Origin of the sequence: Streptomyces sp. NBC_01431, assembly GCF_036231355.1 — a bacterium.
Taxonomy (GTDB): Bacteria; Actinomycetota; Actinomycetes; order Streptomycetales; family Streptomycetaceae; genus Streptomyces.
The window spans coordinates 1,091,227-1,107,733 of the sequence record NZ_CP109496.1 but is presented as its reverse complement, the minus strand read 5'-3'; the positions used below and the strand labels follow the sequence as shown (position 1 = coordinate 1,107,733).

The following is a 16,507-nucleotide window of genomic DNA, read 5'->3' as shown; positions in this document are numbered from 1 at the left end:
GATGTCCGCCCCGCCCCCCTTGGCGCCGCCCGCCGGTGTCGGCCCGTCCCTGTGAGCCCCGCCCGGCCGGTGACTCCATTCGTGCTGGTGTCAGGCGGGTGCTGACGTTTCGCCGCCCCCGCGACGACCCCGGCGCCCTAATCTGCCGACATGACGAACAAAAGCCGCATGTCATGAAAAGGGATCAGATGCTCCCCAGTCGGCGGACGGTGTTGCGCGTCGCCGCCTGCATCGGAGCCGCGGCCGCGGCCCGGATGCTGACCGCCGAGGACACGGTCGCCCCCCAGGCTCCCCGCCGCGCGGCCGCACCGGCCGCCGGCCCTGCCGCGGCGGGGCCCGGCGCCCCCGCGTCCCGGCTGCGGCCGAGCGCGTACCGCCTGGAACCCATGACCGCCTACACCCCGCCCCGCTATCACACCGCGCTGCCACCCGTGCGGCGCAGACCCTTCCTGAGCATGCCCCAGCTGGGCCCTCGCTCGATGGTGCTCACCTTCGACGACGGGCCCGACCCGCGCTACACCCCGGGCATCCTGAAGACGCTGCGCGAGCACGACGTGCGCGCGGTGTTCTTCCTCTGCGGCGAGATGGCCACCGACAACCGCGACCTGCTGCGCGAGATGCAGGACGACGGCCACGTCATCGGCAACCACACCTGGACCCACCCGCAGCTCAACAAGACGGCCCCCGCCGTGATCCGCTCCGAGATCGGACGCACCAGCGAGGTCATCGAGCAGGTCATCGGCGAGCCGCCGCAGTGGTTCCGGGCGCCCTACGGAGCCTGGAACCGCAACGTGTTCGAGATCGAGGCCGAGATGGGCATGGAGCCGCTCGCCTGGACCGTCGACTCCCTTGACTGGACCACGCCCGGCACCCCCACCATCATCCGCCGGGTGCTGGACGGGGCCGCGCCCGGCGTCGTGGTGCTCTCCCACGACGCGGGCGGCGACCGTTCGCAGAGCGTCGCGGCCCTGCGTACCTACCTGCCCCAACTCCTGTCCGAGGGATACGAGTTGAAGGTGCCGCCGCGACGCAGATGAGTCCCGCGGGCGGCTGCTCCACGGCTGCTCCGGCTACTGCGTGGCGACGAGGCGGGCGAAGGCCACGACGTTCCCCTCGTACCCCCGGGACCTGGAGAAGCCGCCGCCGCAGGTGATCACCCGGAGCTCCGGCTGCCCGGTGTCGCCGTACACCCGGGTGCCGGGGAAGGTGGCCTTGTCGAAGACCTCGACGCCGTACACCTCGAACACCGCGGTGCGGCCGTCGAAGCGCGCGACCTCGATGTGGCTGCCCTTCTGGAGCGAGCCGAGCCCGTAGAAGACCGCGGGACCCGTGTGGTTGTCGACGTGGCCGACGATCACGGAGGTGCCGCGCATGCCGGGGGCGACGCCGTTCTGGTACCAGCCCGCCAGGTTCGGGTCCTGCGGCGGGGGAGCCTGCACCCAGCCCTGGGGGTCGGTGCCCACGTCCATGATCGGCGCGTCCACCTTGATCTCACCGATCCGGATCCGCGAGGCGGGCGCGAAGGGCAGCGGCTCGACCGGAGCGGCCGACGGCGCGGAGACGGTCTCCGCATGGCTGGTCAGCGCTGCCGCGGAGGCCGGCTGCGGCGGGCCCATCGTCACGTCCGCACCGTTGCGCATCAGCGCGAGGCCGGTGAGCATCACCAGGGCCAGGGCCCCCCACGGGGAGCGTCTGCGCCGCTCCACGCCACTCTCTTCCTGCGCCATGTCTCTTCGTCATCTCCTTCGCCGTCCACCCTCAGCGCGCCTTCGAGCACCGTAAGGGCGCGGTGCCCGCTCGGCGATCGGACAGTGGCGAACGGGTGGTGGGCCACCGGGCCTGACCCATCCGGGTAACGCGGCGGCAAAACTGATCTGACGGTCTGTGACCTGCGGGTCCGTCAGATTCGGGGGCCGTACGGGGACGGTCCGGTTCACCAGGGTGGATCAGTGCCGAAATGCGGCTTGTATGAGCGGCAGTGAGGGTTCGTCATGGGAGGCGTACTCGTCGATCATCCCGGAGCACGGCTTCGGGGCGTCCTCCCATGGAGGTTCAACGATGCGTGCTTCACGCGCTCTTACGGTGGCGCTGGCCGTCGGCGCCGCGGTCGGGCTCGCCGCCCCCATGGCCGCCGCAGGGGGCCCGCCCAACGGCGGCGGCCCGACCAACGTCGATGTCGACCCCTCCTCGGTCCACCAGGGCGCCACGCTGAGAATCAGCGCGAGGGGCTGCAGCCAGGGCGGCAGAGTCACGTCGAACGCCTTCGACGAGGTCCATCTCTCGGCGGGCGACATCAACTTCGCGACGGCGAGGATCCACGACCACACGACTCCGGGAAACTACAACCTGGCGGTCAAGTGCAACGACAACGACCGGGTGGCGACCCGCAGCTTCAGGGTCCTCGAAGGCCGCGGCGCCGACGGCGGGCTCGGCGGCGCTGCCGGCCCCACCGACACCGAGATGACGGTCGGCGGCAGCCTGGTCGCCGCCGCCGCGATCGGCGGTGCGGTGTTCGTCGCCCGCCGCCGGCGCGCAGTCGTACGGGTCTGACCGGACGAACCTCCCGGAACGGCCCAGGCGGCCCGTCGCCCCCGAGTCCCGGCCAGGACTCGGGGGTGACGGGCGTGTGGCCGCCACGGTGGTCACCAGCGCTGCCGCCGGGCTACCCGCCGGCGCAGATAGAACAGGGCGCCGCCGCCGGCCGCCGCGACCAGTGCGGCACCGGCCGCCATCTCCCAGGTGCCCGCCGTGTCCACGCTGCCGCCGAGGCCGCCGCGGACCCCGAGCGGAGTGGTGGGGGCAGTGGTGGTGGGAGTGGAGGGAGGCCGCAGGGTGGAACTGATGGTCGGCTGCGAGCCGCCGATGATCGTCAGCTGCGAGGTGGCGCGCTGGCTGCCGCACGCGAACGTCACGGTGTACGAGGCGCCGCGCTTCGCGTTGACGTCGACCGTCGCGTTTCTCGAACTGTCGGGAGGGATGGAGACGGTGTTGAAGACACCGGAGGACGCCGTGGCGGTGCCCGCACAGCCCGTGACGTTGAGCGTGACCTGACCGCCGGGGGCGCTCATCGACGGGGTCACGCTGAAGGCGAACGACGTGGTGTTGCTTGCGTTGGTGCTGGTTCCGGCCGCCATGGCGACGGGCGCGGCGAGCGACAGGGCGGCAGCGCCGGTCAGGGCTGCGGATGCGATGCGTATCGCGCCCATGGTCAATCCTCCGGTCCCCGAGGCGCAGCTGCGGACCGATTCCACAGATAGGGGTAAATGCACCTCGATGACCGAAACGCTAGGAGTGGGCGCGGCGTGTCGCGATCCCGGTCCGGCGAATGGGGCATCCGCGTCGCCCACCCGGCCGAGCCCGCCCCGTGTCTCGGGGCGGGCCCGCACCCCTCGCACCTGTCACCCGAGGCCCGGGAGCAACGCGATGAACGGGCCCGCGGTCGCCGAGATGCCCCGGCCGAAGGGCGCGTCGAAGTCCCAGATCAGGAAGAGCAGGAAGGCGATCAGGGAACTGAAGAGCCCGGCGAGCAGCAACTCCCGCCAGCTGCGCCTGATCTGGAGCGTGAAGATCATCCCCACCGTGACGAGTGCCCCGGCGATCAGACCGAACCAGACGACCCCCGGCATGGTGGCTTTCGCGCCCTGCGCGCGGGCGGTGCGGGCGTCGTCGACGGCGGCCACCTGGTCGACCAGCGGTTGGTAGGCCTGGCCCTCGAAGTCGTTCTGCGGGTGGTAGTCGGTCACATCGCGACGGATCTTCTCCAGCTTCCGGCCGCCCTCGGCGGCCACGTTGCCGTGCTCGGCCATGTAGCTCCACTCGGTGTGCACCACGTAGGAGGCGTACGCCTCGACGTCGGCCCGGGTCCGGTCGCGGACCTCGGCCGGATACACCTGGACCCGTCGGTCGATCTCGTGCAGGGCCTGGGCCTCCTGCCGCACGTCCTCCTGGGCGGCCGCCCGGCCCTCCCAGACGCCCGCGATGGCAAGGCCGAGGACGATGGCGTACACCACGCCGACCATCATCGTCATGTACTCGATGACGTCCGGGGTGGCGGAGGGGTCGTCGTCCGGGGCGAGCCGCCGGTTGCTGAACAAGGTGATGGTGAGCACGACCGCGCATGCGGCAGCCATGGCGATGACCAGGACGAGCCAGTCGGACACGGGGACCTCTCAGAGGAATCGGGCTCAGCGCGAGCGGGAGCCGGAACGGGTGCGCAGCAGTGCCGCGCCGAGCACGGCGGGCGCGGTGAGGAGCAGCGTGAGGGTGACGGGGGAGAGCTGCGGCGCGGGCTTCTTGCGCGGCGGCGTCCGGTAGTCGCGCAGCACGACCCGCCGGGCGGCCGGGGGCGCGGGACGCGGCGACGGCGCGGGCGGCGAAACCACCGGCGGTGCGGGCGGCGGCGCGGGCCGGTGCACGGCGGGAAGCGGCGCCGGTGGCGGCACTTGGCGCGGCGGCGTGGGCCGGGGCGCGGGCTTCGGCGGTGGTTTGGGCGCCGGGGCGGGCGGCGGCGCGGGGGGCGGTGCCGGCGGGCGCGGGGGCGTCGGAGTCGGCGGTGGAGTGGGCACGGGCGGCGTGGGCGTGGGCGGCGTGGGCTCCGGCGTCGGACACAGCACGTGGCTGCCCGCGCCCGCGACCGCCCAGGTCCAGCCGTCCCCGTCGACCACGGCGTACGCACAGGCGTCGGCCCGTGCGTCCGGGGCCGGGGCGGCCAGCAGCAGGGTGAAGGCCGAAGCGGCGAGCAGCCGTCCGGCGAGGTGTCGTCCTTGCACGGAGGCGATCATCGTTCGGTCGGACCGTCCTCATGGGCGGCGTAGAACCGATTCGCCTGAACGGGGGAGATACCCCCTGTTCGAGTTTGGCCCGTTGACCAGGTGTTCGGGGTGGTCCGGAAAATTCCTTCGGCCGCGTTGAACACACCATCACCCGCCGCCCGTACTTAGGGCCATGAACCGGCGTCAACGGCGCCTCAACAGCCTTACGGACAACGGGAGTTGACATGGGTACCTGGCGCAGCGCATCGCTCGCGGCAGCGGCGGCAGCGGTACTGGCACTGACCGCGACGGGGTGCGGCCAGGACAAGGCGAGCGGCTATGGCACCGGTCAGCCGGTCGGCAACGCCAGCGCCGCCCAGCAGCCCGCCGACAACGGCTACGGGTCGAGCGGCGGCTACGGCCAGGCGGGCGGCGCCGAGTCCTCGGCCAAACAGGCCGGCCAACTCGCCGTCACCGACAGCAAGGAACTCGGCAAGGTCGTCACCGACAGCGCCGGATTCACCCTCTACCGTTTCGACAAGGACACCGCGAGTCCGCCGCAGTCCAATTGCTCCGGCGACTGCGCCAAGGCCTGGCCCGCCGTGCCGGCCGAGGGGGTCAGCGCGGCCGCGGGCGCCGATGCGTCGCTGCTCGGCTCGGTCACCCGCGCCGACGGCACCAAGCAGCTCACCATCGGCGGCTGGCCGATGTACCGGTACGCCAAGGACACCAACCCCGGCGACACCAACGGGCAGAACGTGGGCGGCACTTGGCACGCGGCGGCACCCGACGGCAAGAAGGCCGCGGCGGCCGCCGACCAGGCCCCGGCGCAGTCCATGCCAGGCCTCTCCGTCCGCAAGGACCCCAAGCTCGGCGACGTCATCGTGGACGCGCGCGGCATGACCGTGTACCGGTTCAAGAAGGACTCGGCGTGGCCCATGAAGTCCGCCTGCACCGGCGCCTGTCTACAGAAGTGGCCGGCGGTCGCCCCGGTCGACAAGAGCAACACCAAGGGCATCGCCCTGAAGGGCTTCGTCACCTTCAACCGGCCCGACGGAGTCAAGCAGCAGTCGATCACCTGCTGGCCCGTCTACACCTTCTCCGGTGACACCAAGCCCGGCGACACCAATGGCCAGGGCATGGGCGGCACGTGGTACGCCGTGTCCCCCGAGGGGAAGCTCGTCGGCGCACCCAAGTAACCCAGGGCCCAACGGAGTCGGCCCGCCACCGCGACCCCCGCGCGGTGGCGGGCCGATGCGTGCGCCGCCCACCGGGGCGATTGCGCATCCGGGCTCAGGTGCACGTACGATTCGGCGCACACGCCCAGGGCATGTGACCAAATAGCGGACGAGCAATTTCCGTTTTTACTCGCCCTCTCGGCGGACGATCAGTAGCCTCAGGCGCGAACACGGTCATGGTCATGGCCGTGCTGCGGCGACTTGTTGGAGACATTGATGGAGCGTCCCGCCTGGGCCCCTCAGGGCATCGACATCTCGATGCCGAGCGTGTCCCGCATCTACGACTATTACCTGGGCGGTTCGCACAATTTCGAGGTCGACCGGGAAGCGGCCCGCGAGGCCATGCGGTTCATGCCGGGACTTCCCAAGATCATGCAGGCGAACCGCGCGTTCATGCGCCGCGCCGTGCGCTTCGCCGTCGACGAGGGCATCACGCAGTTCCTGGACATCGGTTCCGGAATCCCGACCTTCGGAAACGTCCACGAAGTCGCCCAGGCCGCCAGCCCCGAGGCGCGCGTGCTGTACGTCGACCACGACCCGGTGGCGGTCGCCCACAGCCGCGCCGTCCTCGAAGGCAACGAACGCGCGGGGATAACCGCGGCCGACCTGCGCAAGCCCCAGGACATTCTCGGCGCGCCGGAGACGGCCCAACTCCTGGACCTGTCACGCCCGATGGCCCTCCTCCTGGTCGCCGTGCTGCACTTCGTGGAGGACCAGGACGACCCCTACGCCGCCGTGGCGGAACTGCGCGACGCGCTCGCCCCCGGCAGCCTCCTCGTCCTCACCCACGCCTCCTACGAGGGCATCCCGCTCAGCGAGGAAGAGGCCGGCGGCACGGTGGGCGTCTACCGCGACATCAAGAATCCGCTGGTCATGCGCGACCGCGAGGAAATAGCCGGGTTCTTCGACGGGTACGAACTGGTGGAGCCGGGGCTGGTGTCGATGCCGCTGTGGCGACCGGAGAACGAGCCCGACCAGGAAGATCCGTACGCCTTCTCGGGCTTCGCCGCTGTGGGGCGCAAGGCGTGAGCATCCCGCCCCAGGCGCAGCGCCCGGACGTGGAGCCGGACGGCCCCGAGGACAGACTCAGACGGTTCGCGACGATCTGGAGCCGGGCGATATTCCCGGTGACCGCGACCTCGCTGACCCGTCCCGAGTTCGAGCAGCACCTCGTGCCGCTGGCCCGCCGCCTCATCCACGCCCTGCACGCGCGGCACTTCGATCCGACGCCCGCCCACGAGGTCGGCGCCGCCCTCGTCGCCGTGCACTGCACCGACCCCGACGCCCTGAGCCGCAGCCTCGGCGTGGTCGACTCCTACCTCGTCCTGTACTGCCACGCGGGCGACGAACTGGCCGCAGACGAGGCACGGGCCCGCTGCGCCCGGCTCCAGCACGCGCTCGCGGCCGGCTTCGCGGCGGCCCTGCGCGAACGCACCCTGGTCGAGCAGGAAGCCATCGCCCGCTCCGCGATGTCGGCGCGCAGCGCCGCCCTGGACGCCCTGCACGCCACCGAGACCCGGTTCCGCGCGGTCTTCGAGGGCGCCGCGATCGGCATCGGCATCGCGGACCTGGAGGGCCACGTCCTGGAGGTGAACGAGACCCTCACCCGGATGTTCGGCGGCATCGAGGGCCAGATCCGCAGCCGCAACGTCAGCGAGTGGGTGCACCCCGAGGACGCCCCGCAGGTCTGGCGGCTGTACGAGGAACTCGTCCGGGGCGAGCGTGACCACTACCGGGTCGAGAAGCCCTACTACCGCGGCGACGGCACCGTCCTGTGGACCAACCTCACCGTCTCGCTGCTCCGCGACGCCGAGGGGCGGCCGCAGTACCAGCTCGCGCTGATGGAGGACACCACCGAACGCCGGCTGCTCAACCTGCGGCTACGCTACGAGGCCACCCACGACGCCCTCACCGGGCTGCCCAACCGCACCCTGTTCTTCGAGCGGCTGGAAAAGGCCCTCGCCCCGGGCGACGGCAAGCGGTTCGGGCTCTGCTACCTCGACCTCGACGGATTCAAGGCGGTCAACGACAGCCTCGGCCACTCGGCCGGTGACCGGCTCCTGGTGGAGGTGGCCGACCGGTTGCAGAGCTGCGCGACCGGACCCGGCGAAATGGTGGCCCGGCTCGGCGGCGACGAGTTCGTCGCGCTCACCACGGGCCCGGACACCGAGTTCGAGGCCGACGAACTCGCCTCGCGCATCCTGAACACGCTCGCCACCCCCATCCGCATCGAGGGCCGCGAACTGACCGTGCGCGGCTCGATCGGCGTTGTCGAGGGCCCGGCGGGCGAGCGCAGCCCGGCCGAGGTGCTGCGCAGCGCGGACATCACGATGTACCGGGCCAAATCGGCGGGCGGCAACCGCTTCGAGTGGGCCGACGCGGAGGCCGACGCCCGCGCGATCACCCGGCACGGGCTGACCAACGCGCTGCCGGCCGCCCTGGAGCGCGGCGAGTTCTTCATCGAGTACCAGCCGCTGGTGCACCTCGGCGACGGCAGCGTGCACGGCGCGGAGGCCCTGGTGCGCTGGTCGCATCCGCAGCACGGAGTGCTCGGGCCCGACCGGTTCATCCCGCTGGCCGAGCACACCGGGCTCATCGTGCCGCTGGGGCGCTGGGTGATGCAGGAGTCCGTACGCCAGGCCAGGGCCTGGCAGGAGGCCCACCCCGGGGCCACCGACGGCGGCCCGCTGCGCATCAACGTCAACCTGTCGCCGACCCAGCTGCACCACCCCGGCCTCGTCGCCGACACCGTGGAGATGCTGGAGCGCACCGGGCTGGTGCCCGGCGCGCTGTGCCTGGAGGTCACCGAGTCGGCGCTCATCGGCGCCGACGACGACCTCCTGAAGCCGCTGCGCCAGCTCGCCGAGATGGGCGTCGACATAGCCCTGGACGACTTCGGAACGGGCTATTCCAACCTCGCCAACCTCCGGCGGCTCCCGGTGAGCGTGCTCAAGCTCGACCGGTCCTTCACCCAGTCCATGCAGCAACTGCCCGCCGATCCGGTGGACATCAAGATCGTGGAGGGGATTGTGTCCCTCGCGCACAGCCTGTCCCTCGCGGTGACGGTGGAGGGCGTGGAGACGGGGGCGCAGGCCGAGCAGCTGAAGGAGCTGGGCTGCGACACCGCGCAGGGCTGGTACTACGCCAGGCCGGGCGCCCCGGACCGGATCCACTCGCTGGCCTTGGTCGACGCGGTGTGACCTCGCGGGGCGGCCCTGGTACCCGGCGCTTTCGTTGCGCCGGGGGCCGCACCCGGGCGCGGCCCGTGCCGGCCGTCCGCGGACCGGGTTCGAAGGCGCTCCCCCCAGAGTCCCCGCTCCTCAGACCCCGCAAGGGCCGGGAGCGGCGCCGGGCGGGTTCGTCCCGCGCTGCCCCGTACCAATGCTCATCAGCACCCGCTGAAGCTCCCGGGCCGCGCGTGGCGGGTCCACGTCGCTGCGGTGGGCCAGCGCGATCGTGCGGCGCAGGCCCGGCCGGGCCAGTGGGGTCACCCGCAGGTCCCCGGCCCGCGCCGCCACCATGCTCGGCACCACGGCCACGCCGAGCCCGGCCCGTACGAACCCGAGCACCGCGTCCATCTCGCCGCCCTCGACGGTGAACGCGGGCTCGAAGCCCTCGGCGCGGCAGGCGGCCACCGTCAGCTCCCGCAGGTCGTAGCCGTGCCGGAACATCACGAGCGGCGCCTCGCGCAGATCGGCGACCCGCACCCGGGGCCCGGAGCCGAGCGCTGGTTCGGCGGGTGAGGAGACGACCACCAGGTCCTCCTGGAGCAGCTCGATCGTGGTGAGGGCGGGCGACGCAGCCGGGAGCGGCAGCACGATGAGCGCCAAGTCCAGCGCGCCGCGCGCCAGTTCACGTACCAGATCGTGGGAGCCGCCCTCCTCGATGAGGAGCTGGATCCCGGGGTGGCGGTCGTGGAAGGAGCGCAGCACGTCCGGCAGCAGACCGGTGCACAGGCTAGGGGTCGCGCCGAGCCGCACCCGGCCGCGGCGCAGCTGGGCCAGCTCCTGGACCTCGATCCGCGCGGTGTCGGCGTCCGCCAGGATGCGCCGGGCCAGCGGGAGCAGTGCCTCGCCCGCGTCGGTGAGCGCGATGTTGCCGCGGGCGCGGCTGAACAGCTCCGCGCCCAGTTCGTTCTCCAGCGCCTTGATCTGCTGGGAGAGCGAGGGCTGCGAGACATGGACGCGCTCGGCGGCCCGGGTGAAGTGCCGGGTCTCGGCGACCGCCACGAAGTAGAGGAGCTGCTGGAACTGCATGTCTCCACGATAGGCCATCACTATGAAGATGAGCTGAACCATGTCTTGGACCTCTCAGGCCTTCCGCCCCTAGCGTCTATGGCATGGCTCTGGCAACGCGGACGGACAAACGGCCGTCCATGACGCGCACACTCTGGGACTCGACCGTCGGCAAGAAGACGGTCATGGCCGTGAGTGGTCTGATCATGCTGCTCTACCTGGTCGTTCACATGATGGGCAACCTGAAGATCTTCTTCGGGGCGGGCCAGTTCAACGCGTACGCCCACTGGCTGCGCACCCTCGGCGAGCCCTTCCTGCACTACGAGTGGGCCCTGTGGCTCATCCGCGTGGTGCTGGTCGCCGCAGTCGTCGCACACGCGGTCTGCGCCTACCAGCTCAGCCGGCGCGACATCAGGGCGCGGCCGAGCAAGTACGTCCACCGCCGGCGCGGCGCCAGTTACGCCACCCGCACGATGCGCTGGGGCGGCATCATCCTCGCCCTGTTCATCGTCTGGCACATCCTGGACCTGACGACCGGCACCGTGCACTCCGGCTTCCGGCCCGGACACCCCTACCAGAACGTCGTGGACACCTTCTCGACCTGGTACGGGAACGTCGTCTACATCGTGGCGATGGCCGCACTCGGACTCCACGTCCGGCACGGCTTCTGGAGCGCCGCCCAGACCCTCGGTGTGGGCAGCGCGTCGCGCGAGCGGGCCCTCAAGTTCCTCGCCAACGCCCTCGCGCTGGTGCTGTTCGCCGGCTTCATCTCCGTACCCGTCGCCGTCATGACCAAAGTGGTGAGCTGAGCATGACCTCGTACACCGAGTACACCGTGGGCAGTGCGGTGGCCGACGCCAAGGCGCCCCAGGGGCCCATCAGCGAGCGCTGGGACACCCGGCGCTTCGAGGCCAAGCTGGTCAACCCGGCCAATCGCCGCAAGCACACGGTGATCGTCGTCGGGACCGGGCTCGCGGGCGGCTCGGCGGGCGCGACGCTGGCCGAACAGGGCTACCACGTCGTGCAGTTCTGCTTCCAGGACTCGCCCCGCCGCGCCCACTCGATCGCCGCACAGGGCGGCATCAACGCCGCGAAGAACTACCGCAACGACGGAGACTCCGTCCACCGGCTGTTCTACGACACCGTCAAGGGCGGCGACTTCCGGGCGCGGGAGTCCAACGTCCACCGCCTCGCACAGATCTCCGTCGAGATCATCGACCAGTGCGTGGCCCAGGGCGTGCCGTTCGCCCGTGAGTACGGCGGACTGCTCGACACCCGCTCCTTCGGCGGCGTCCAGGTCTCCCGCACGTTCTACGCCCGGGGCCAGACCGGCCAGCAACTGCTGCTCGGCGCCTACCAGGCGCTGTCGCGCCAAATCGCCGCGGGCAACGTCGAGTTGCACGCCCGCACCGAAATGCTGGACCTGATCGTGGTGGACGGCAAGGCGCGCGGCATCGTCGCCCGCGACCTCGTCACCGGGAAGATCGACACGTACTTCGCCGACGCCGTGGTCCTCGCGAGCGGCGGCTACGGCAACGTCTTCTATCTGTCGACCAACGCCATGAACTCCAACGCCACGGCCATCTGGCGGGCGCACCGCCGCGGTGCGTACTTCGCGAACCCCTGCTTCACCCAGATCCACCCGACCTGCATCCCGCGCACCGGCGAGCACCAGTCCAAGCTCACGCTGATGAGCGAGTCGCTGCGCAACGACGGCCGCATCTGGGTGCCGAAGGCCAAGGGCGACCAGCGGCCCGCGCGCGAGATCCCCGAGGACGAGCGCGACTACTACCTGGAGCGCATCTATCCGGCGTTCGGCAATCTGGTCCCGCGCGACATCGCCTCGCGTGCCGCCAAGAACGTGTGCGACGAGGGCCGCGGGGTCGGCCCCGGCGGCCAGGGCGTCTATCTCGACTTCGCGGACGCCATCGCCCGGATGGGGCGCGCCAAGGTCGAGGAGAAGTACGGCAACCTCTTCGACATGTACGCGCGGATCACCGCCGAGAACCCGTACGAGACGCCGATGCGGATCTACCCGGCGGTGCACTACACGATGGGCGGACTGTGGGTCGACTACGACCTCCAGACCACCGTCCCGGGCCTGTTCGCGATCGGCGAGGCCAACTTCTCCGACCACGGCGCCAACCGCCTCGGCGCCTCCGCGCTGATGCAGGGCCTCGCCGACGGCTACTTCGTCCTGCCGTCGACCATCAACGACTACCTGGCCCGCAACGCGAGGCTGGAGTCAATGAGCGCTGAACATCCGGCAGTTGTCGATGCGGTGGCCGAAACCGAGGACCGCCTGAACCTGCTCCTCTCGGTCGACGGCGACCGCACGCCCGACTCCTTCCACCGCGAGATCGGCGAACTCATGTGGGAGTACTGCGGGATGGCCCGCACCGAGGAGGGCCTGCGCAAGGCACTCGACCGGATCCCGCAGATCCGCGAGGAGTTCTGGCGCCGGATCAAGGTGCCGGGCAGCGGCGAGGAGTTCAACCAGTCCCTGGAGAAGGCCAATCGCATCGTCGACTACCTGGAGCTCGCCGAGCTGATGTGCCTCGACGCCCTGCACCGCGCCGAATCCTGCGGCGGCCACTTCCGCGAGGAGTCCCAGACCGCGGACGGCGAGGCCGAACGCCGCGACGAGGAGTTCTCGTACGCCGCCGCCTGGGAATTCGCGGCCACCGGCGAAGCCCCCGTCCTGCACAAGGAAGACCTCGTCTTCGAGTACGTCCACCCCACCCAGCGGAGCTACGCATGAAGCTCACCCTGCGCGTCTGGCGCCAGAAGAACGTCAACTCGCCCGGTGCCATGGCGACTTACGAGGTCGAGGGCATCTCGGCGGACATGTCGTTCCTCGAAATGCTCGACACCCTAAACGAGGAGCTCATCCTCAAGGGCGAGGAACCAGTCGCCTTCGACCACGACTGCCGCGAGGGCATCTGCGGCGCGTGCTCGCTCGTCATCAACGGCGACGCGCACGGCCCCGAGCGGACCACGACCTGCCAGCTCCACATGCGGTCCTTCAGCGACGGGGACACCATCGATGTCGAACCGTGGCGCGCGGCGGCGTTCCCGGTGGTCAAGGACCTCGTGGTGGACCGCTCGGCGTTCGACCGGATCATCCAGGCCGGCGGCTACATCAGCGTGCCGACCGGAGCCGCGCCCGAGGCGCACGCCACCCCGGTGCCGAAGCCGGACGCCGACTTCGCGTTCGAGCACGCCGAGTGCATCGGCTGCGGCGCGTGCGTGGCGGCCTGCCCCAACGGCTCGGCGATGCTGTTCACTTCGGCCAAGATCAACCATCTCAACGTCCTGCCACAGGGCGCGCCCGAGCGCGAGACGCGGGTCCTCGACATGGTCGGCCGGATGGACGACGAGGGCTTCGGCGGGTGCACCCTGACCGGGGAGTGCGCGACGGCCTGCCCCAAGGGCATCCCCCTGCCGTCGATCGCGGCCATGAACAAGGAGTGGCTGCGGGCGACGCGGAAGGCGAAGCGGGCCGGCCGCTGAGGCGCGCCCGTGCCCCCGGGTGCCACCCGGGGGCACGTCCCTGCGCCCAACTCGCTCTTGCCGTCAGCCGGTCACGGTGATCTGCTGTGCCGAGTCGGTCGTGTCCGTGATGTTGTACGTGGCCGAGAAGGTGGCGCTCTGGTCGCCCGTCGGACAGAAGAAACCGCCGGTCACGGTGGCGGCCACGGGCGCGTCGGCGATGACCAGTGCGGACGGCGCGCCGTTGGTCCAGGTGCCGGGCGCGGTGGTGGGGCCGGTCGGTGACGCGGTGATCGTGCAGCTGGCCAGACCGCTGGTCTTGAGGACGAACCCGCCCTCGGGCATGGTCAGCCCGGCCGCGATGGGTGCGCCGTTCTGGACGGAGATGCTCCAGGATCCGTTGTCCGCGTTGGCCTCGGCGGTGACGCCGACTCCGCCGATGCTGGTCGAACAGCCGCTGAACGTGGGCGGGTTGATGGTGTCCGACACCTGGCCCGCGTCGTTGTGGTTGCCGGGGGCGGCAGGGATCTGGTTGTTGGTGCCCGTGGTGGGGACGGACGCCGAGACCGTACAGGTCATGGTGGTGGACCCGGCCTTGAAGGTGGCCTGGCCGGTCAGTTGGGCCGCGAAGGAGTGGCCGGCCGGGGCCACGGTGGTCGGACCGGCAGCGGACTCGGCGCTCGCCGGCGTGCTGCCGAGCACCAGGGCCGCGGCGGCGACCGGAGCGAGTAGTGCGAGCGCGCGGGAACTGCGGACTGCCATGGGGGGCTCCTCGGTCGAACGGATTCGATGGTGGGGGGATGAGCGAGGAGGAACGGGGGTGACTTGAGAGTAGGTCCGCGCCACAAGGGCGAAAAGGGGGCTCCTCGCCAGTAATTTGACGAGTCATCAGCTTGTCGGCGGACTCTGTTGTGCTACAGATCGTCAGCAAGCCGCGAGCCAGTCTGATACTTCGTCATCTACCGCCATTCAGAGGCATATTGACGTCGAACGGCGACGTCACCCCGAAGGCGACCCGCGCGGCGCTCAGCTGACGGAGAGGTCGTCTCCGTACACCGCGCCCTGTCCGTACCAGCCGTGCAGATAGACGGTCACGGTGCCCGAGGCGCCCGTCGTGAACGGCACCGTGAGTTTGGACCAGCCGGTCGAGTTGGTCCAGGTGCTACCCGTCGCGCCGCCCCGCACGCCGAGGTAGGCGTAGCTGCCCTGCGCCCAACCGCTCAGTGTGTACTGGGTGTTGGGGGTCAGCGTGAGCGTCTGTGTGCACTCGCCGGTCTGCGCGGAGGTGGGTGTGGTCCGCAGCGCGTAGGAGCCGCCGTGCACCGGACCCGACACCACGCCGGCGCCGCTCTCGCAGGTCCAGGGCGCGAGGGCGCCGCTCTCGAAACCGCCGTTGACGAGCGCGCCGGTGCCGCCGCCGGGGCCTGACACGGTGAGCGCGAAGGTCGTGGAGTGGCTGATCGTGCCGGCCGTTCCCGTCACGGTGATGGGGTACGTGCCGGGCGCGGCCGAGGCCGAGGCGGCGAGCGTGAGCTGTGCCGAGCCGCCCGCGGTGACGGAGGCCGGGCTGAGGCCGGCCGTCACTCCGGCGGGCGCGCCGGTCGCCGTCAGCGCCACGGGCTCGGCGCTGCCGGAGGTCACCGCCGTACTCACCTTGGCGGAGGTGGACCCGCCGGGCGCGACGGACGCCGAGCCGGGTGCGACGGCCACCGAGAAGTCGTCCTGGACCGGCCCGCCACCCCCGGTGAACGGCTCGAAGGCGTGGCTGAAGTACCAGGGGTCCTGGGCGACTCCCGAGCAGGTGTCCTGGCCGCCGGTGCCGGGGCAGCCGCCGTTGTCACGCTGGAGGGCCCAGAAGGAAAGGGTGTTGATGCCCTTGGAGGCTGCCCAGTTGTAGACGGCCGTCGCGTCGGCGGTGGTGAAGGTCTCGGCCGGGCCGTAGTCGTCTATGCCCGGCATTTCGGTGACGCCGATCGTGCCCCACAGCTGGGCGGACGTCTTGCCGGGGTAGAGGGAGGCCAGCTGGTTGTAGAGGCCGGTGGCGGCGGACTGGGTGTCGTTCGCCATGTTGTGCGTGGCGCCGTCGTAGAAGTCGAAGGTCATGATGTTCACGACGTCGACCTTCGCGCCGTACTTCACCGCGCTCCTGAGCACCGCGAGACCGCTGTCGGCGAGCCCGCCGGTCGTGGTGGGCAGGGTGTAGGAGAACTGCACCGACCGCCCGTTGGCCGCCGCCCAGTCCTGCACCTTCTTGATCGCCTGGTTGCGGCGGTCGATGCCCGCCTGGTTGGTCAGCGAGTTGTCCTCGATGTCCATGTCGAGCCGGGACATGTCATAGGTCGTGATGACCTTCTCGTACGCCGCCGCGATCGAGTCGACGCTGGTGCAGCTGTCCGCGATCTCGGTGCCGCCGTTGTCCGCCGCGTACCCGCCCAAGGACGGGATGACGTCCCCGCCGCGCGAGCGGATGGTGGAGATGTCGGCGCCGAAGACGGCGGAGGAGATGGGCTGGCTCGTCGAGCCGTTCCAGTACGGGGTGCAGGAGCCCTTCGCCTCCGCCTGGACGAAGGCCATGGTCAGGTACTTGGCGCCGGACTTCTGCGCGAGGTCGGCCGGGCTGTCGGAGGAGTACGCCTCGAAGTACGGCGCGAAGACGTGGGCGGGGAGGGGAGCCGCGGCGTGCGCGGCGCCGCCGGCCCCGATGACGAGGCCGGCGGACGCGGCGACTGTGCTGAGCGTGGCGAGAAGGGCGCGGACGGATCTCGGGCGTCTCATCGGGGGCTCCCAGCGA

At 71.0% G+C, this 16,507-nt stretch carries 15 protein-coding genes; 8 read left to right on the top strand and 7 right to left on the bottom strand.

Annotation, left to right across the window (positions count from 1 at the left end; translation table 11 throughout):
• Positions 1-173: 173 nt before the first annotated feature.
• A complete protein-coding gene (locus OG522_RS05315) occupies positions 174-1,037 on the top strand; it encodes a polysaccharide deacetylase family protein (protein ID WP_329461756.1) in 864 nt (287 codons plus the stop codon).
• 33 nt (positions 1,038-1,070) lie between these two features.
• On the opposite strand, the gene OG522_RS05310 is transcribed toward OG522_RS05315, so the two are convergent.
• Positions 1,071-1,727: a class F sortase gene (locus OG522_RS05310; RefSeq protein WP_329461755.1), complete on the bottom strand. Its 657-nt coding sequence runs from the start codon at positions 1,725-1,727 to the stop codon at positions 1,071-1,073.
• A 331-nt stretch (positions 1,728-2,058) separates the two neighbouring features.
• Between OG522_RS05310 and OG522_RS05305 the strand changes: the two genes are divergently transcribed.
• Positions 2,059-2,550, top strand: a complete 492-nt coding sequence (locus OG522_RS05305; protein WP_329461754.1) for a hypothetical protein — start codon at positions 2,059-2,061, stop codon at positions 2,548-2,550.
• 92 nt (positions 2,551-2,642) lie between these two features.
• On the opposite strand, the gene OG522_RS05300 is transcribed toward OG522_RS05305, so the two are convergent.
• From OG522_RS05300 to OG522_RS05290, 3 genes are all read right to left on the bottom strand, one after another.
• Positions 2,643-3,206 carry a hypothetical protein gene (locus tag OG522_RS05300; protein ID WP_329461753.1) on the bottom strand — a complete coding sequence of 188 codons (564 nt, stop codon included), beginning with the start codon at positions 3,204-3,206 and terminating at the stop codon, positions 2,643-2,645.
• 192 nt (positions 3,207-3,398) lie between these two features.
• Positions 3,399-4,160 (bottom strand): bestrophin-like domain, encoded by a 762-nt coding sequence (locus OG522_RS05295; protein ID WP_329461752.1) that lies wholly within the window; start codon positions 4,158-4,160, stop codon positions 3,399-3,401.
• Between the two features lie 24 nt (positions 4,161-4,184).
• Positions 4,185-4,769, bottom strand: a complete 585-nt coding sequence (locus tag OG522_RS05290; protein ID WP_329461751.1) for a hypothetical protein — start codon at positions 4,767-4,769, stop codon at positions 4,185-4,187.
• A 227-nt stretch (positions 4,770-4,996) separates the two neighbouring features.
• On the opposite strand from OG522_RS05290, the gene OG522_RS05285 reads away from it, so the two are divergent.
• The 3 genes from OG522_RS05285 (at position 4,997) to OG522_RS05275 (ending at position 9,189) form a co-directional block, all read left to right on the top strand.
• Positions 4,997-5,950 carry an SCO0930 family lipoprotein gene (locus OG522_RS05285; protein WP_329461750.1) on the top strand — a complete coding sequence of 318 codons (954 nt, stop codon included), beginning with the start codon at positions 4,997-4,999 and terminating at the stop codon, positions 5,948-5,950.
• Between the two features lie 255 nt (positions 5,951-6,205).
• Positions 6,206-7,018, top strand: a complete 813-nt coding sequence (locus tag OG522_RS05280) for an SAM-dependent methyltransferase (protein ID WP_329461749.1) — start codon at positions 6,206-6,208, stop codon at positions 7,016-7,018.
• The gene (locus OG522_RS05275; RefSeq protein ID WP_329461748.1) at positions 7,015-9,189 is read left to right on the top strand and encodes a putative bifunctional diguanylate cyclase/phosphodiesterase; all 2,175 of its coding nucleotides are present in this window, start codon (positions 7,015-7,017) and stop codon (positions 9,187-9,189) included. The genes OG522_RS05280 and OG522_RS05275 overlap by 4 nt, the downstream gene beginning before the upstream one ends.
• 120 nt (positions 9,190-9,309) lie before the next feature.
• Here the strand turns inward: OG522_RS05275 and OG522_RS05270 are convergent, their stop codons facing one another.
• On the bottom strand, positions 9,310-10,245 hold the full coding sequence (locus tag OG522_RS05270) for a LysR family transcriptional regulator (RefSeq protein WP_329461747.1): 936 nt from the start codon (positions 10,243-10,245) through the stop codon (positions 9,310-9,312).
• A gap of 83 nt (positions 10,246-10,328) precedes the next feature.
• On the opposite strand from OG522_RS05270, the gene OG522_RS05265 reads away from it, so the two are divergent.
• Genes OG522_RS05265 through OG522_RS05255 form a run of 3 tightly spaced genes read left to right on the top strand, consistent with a single transcriptional unit; the run spans position 10,329 to position 13,737 of the window.
• Positions 10,329-11,033 carry a succinate dehydrogenase gene (locus OG522_RS05265; RefSeq protein ID WP_329461746.1) on the top strand — a complete coding sequence of 235 codons (705 nt, stop codon included), beginning with the start codon at positions 10,329-10,331 and terminating at the stop codon, positions 11,031-11,033.
• A 2-nt stretch (positions 11,034-11,035) separates the two neighbouring features.
• Positions 11,036-12,985 (top strand): fumarate reductase/succinate dehydrogenase flavoprotein subunit, encoded by a 1,950-nt coding sequence (locus OG522_RS05260; RefSeq protein WP_329461745.1) that lies wholly within the window; start codon positions 11,036-11,038, stop codon positions 12,983-12,985.
• The gene (locus tag OG522_RS05255) at positions 12,982-13,737 is read left to right on the top strand and encodes a succinate dehydrogenase/fumarate reductase iron-sulfur subunit (protein WP_329461744.1); all 756 of its coding nucleotides are present in this window, start codon (positions 12,982-12,984) and stop codon (positions 13,735-13,737) included. Before OG522_RS05260 ends, OG522_RS05255 begins: the two co-directional genes overlap by 4 nt.
• 63 nt (positions 13,738-13,800) lie before the next feature.
• On the opposite strand, the gene OG522_RS05250 is transcribed toward OG522_RS05255, so the two are convergent.
• Both OG522_RS05250 and OG522_RS05245 read right to left on the bottom strand, forming a co-directional pair.
• Positions 13,801-14,478, bottom strand: coding sequence for a hypothetical protein (locus OG522_RS05250; protein ID WP_329461743.1), 678 nt, complete (start codon positions 14,476-14,478; stop codon positions 13,801-13,803).
• A 264-nt stretch (positions 14,479-14,742) separates the two neighbouring features.
• Positions 14,743-16,491 (bottom strand): carbohydrate binding domain-containing protein, encoded by a 1,749-nt coding sequence (locus OG522_RS05245; RefSeq protein ID WP_329461742.1) that lies wholly within the window; start codon positions 16,489-16,491, stop codon positions 14,743-14,745.
• Positions 16,492-16,507: the final 16 nt, after the last annotated feature.

Excerpts from the sequence above, each read along its gene's own strand:
- OG522_RS05300 (WP_329461753.1), bottom strand. The coding sequence starts at position 3,206 with ATGGGCGCGATACGCATCGCATCCGCAGCCCTGACCGGCGCTGCCGCC.
- OG522_RS05250 (WP_329461743.1), bottom strand. The coding sequence starts at position 14,478 with ATGGCAGTCCGCAGTTCCCGCGCGCTCGCACTACTCGCTCCGGTCGCC.
- OG522_RS05280 (WP_329461749.1), top strand. The coding sequence starts at position 6,206 with ATGGAGCGTCCCGCCTGGGCCCCTCAGGGCATCGACATCTCGATGCCG.
- OG522_RS05315 (WP_329461756.1), top strand. The coding sequence starts at position 174 with ATGAAAAGGGATCAGATGCTCCCCAGTCGGCGGACGGTGTTGCGCGTC.
- OG522_RS05270 (WP_329461747.1), bottom strand. The coding sequence starts at position 10,245 with ATGCAGTTCCAGCAGCTCCTCTACTTCGTGGCGGTCGCCGAGACCCGG.
- OG522_RS05245 (WP_329461742.1), bottom strand. The coding sequence starts at position 16,491 with ATGAGACGCCCGAGATCCGTCCGCGCCCTTCTCGCCACGCTCAGCACA.
- OG522_RS05260 (WP_329461745.1), top strand. The coding sequence starts at position 11,036 with ATGACCTCGTACACCGAGTACACCGTGGGCAGTGCGGTGGCCGACGCC.
- OG522_RS05265 (WP_329461746.1), top strand. The coding sequence starts at position 10,329 with ATGGCTCTGGCAACGCGGACGGACAAACGGCCGTCCATGACGCGCACA.
- OG522_RS05255 (WP_329461744.1), top strand. The coding sequence starts at position 12,982 with ATGAAGCTCACCCTGCGCGTCTGGCGCCAGAAGAACGTCAACTCGCCC.
- OG522_RS05305 (WP_329461754.1), top strand. The coding sequence starts at position 2,059 with ATGCGTGCTTCACGCGCTCTTACGGTGGCGCTGGCCGTCGGCGCCGCG.
- OG522_RS05285 (WP_329461750.1), top strand. The coding sequence starts at position 4,997 with ATGGGTACCTGGCGCAGCGCATCGCTCGCGGCAGCGGCGGCAGCGGTA.
- OG522_RS05310 (WP_329461755.1), bottom strand. The coding sequence starts at position 1,727 with ATGGCGCAGGAAGAGAGTGGCGTGGAGCGGCGCAGACGCTCCCCGTGG.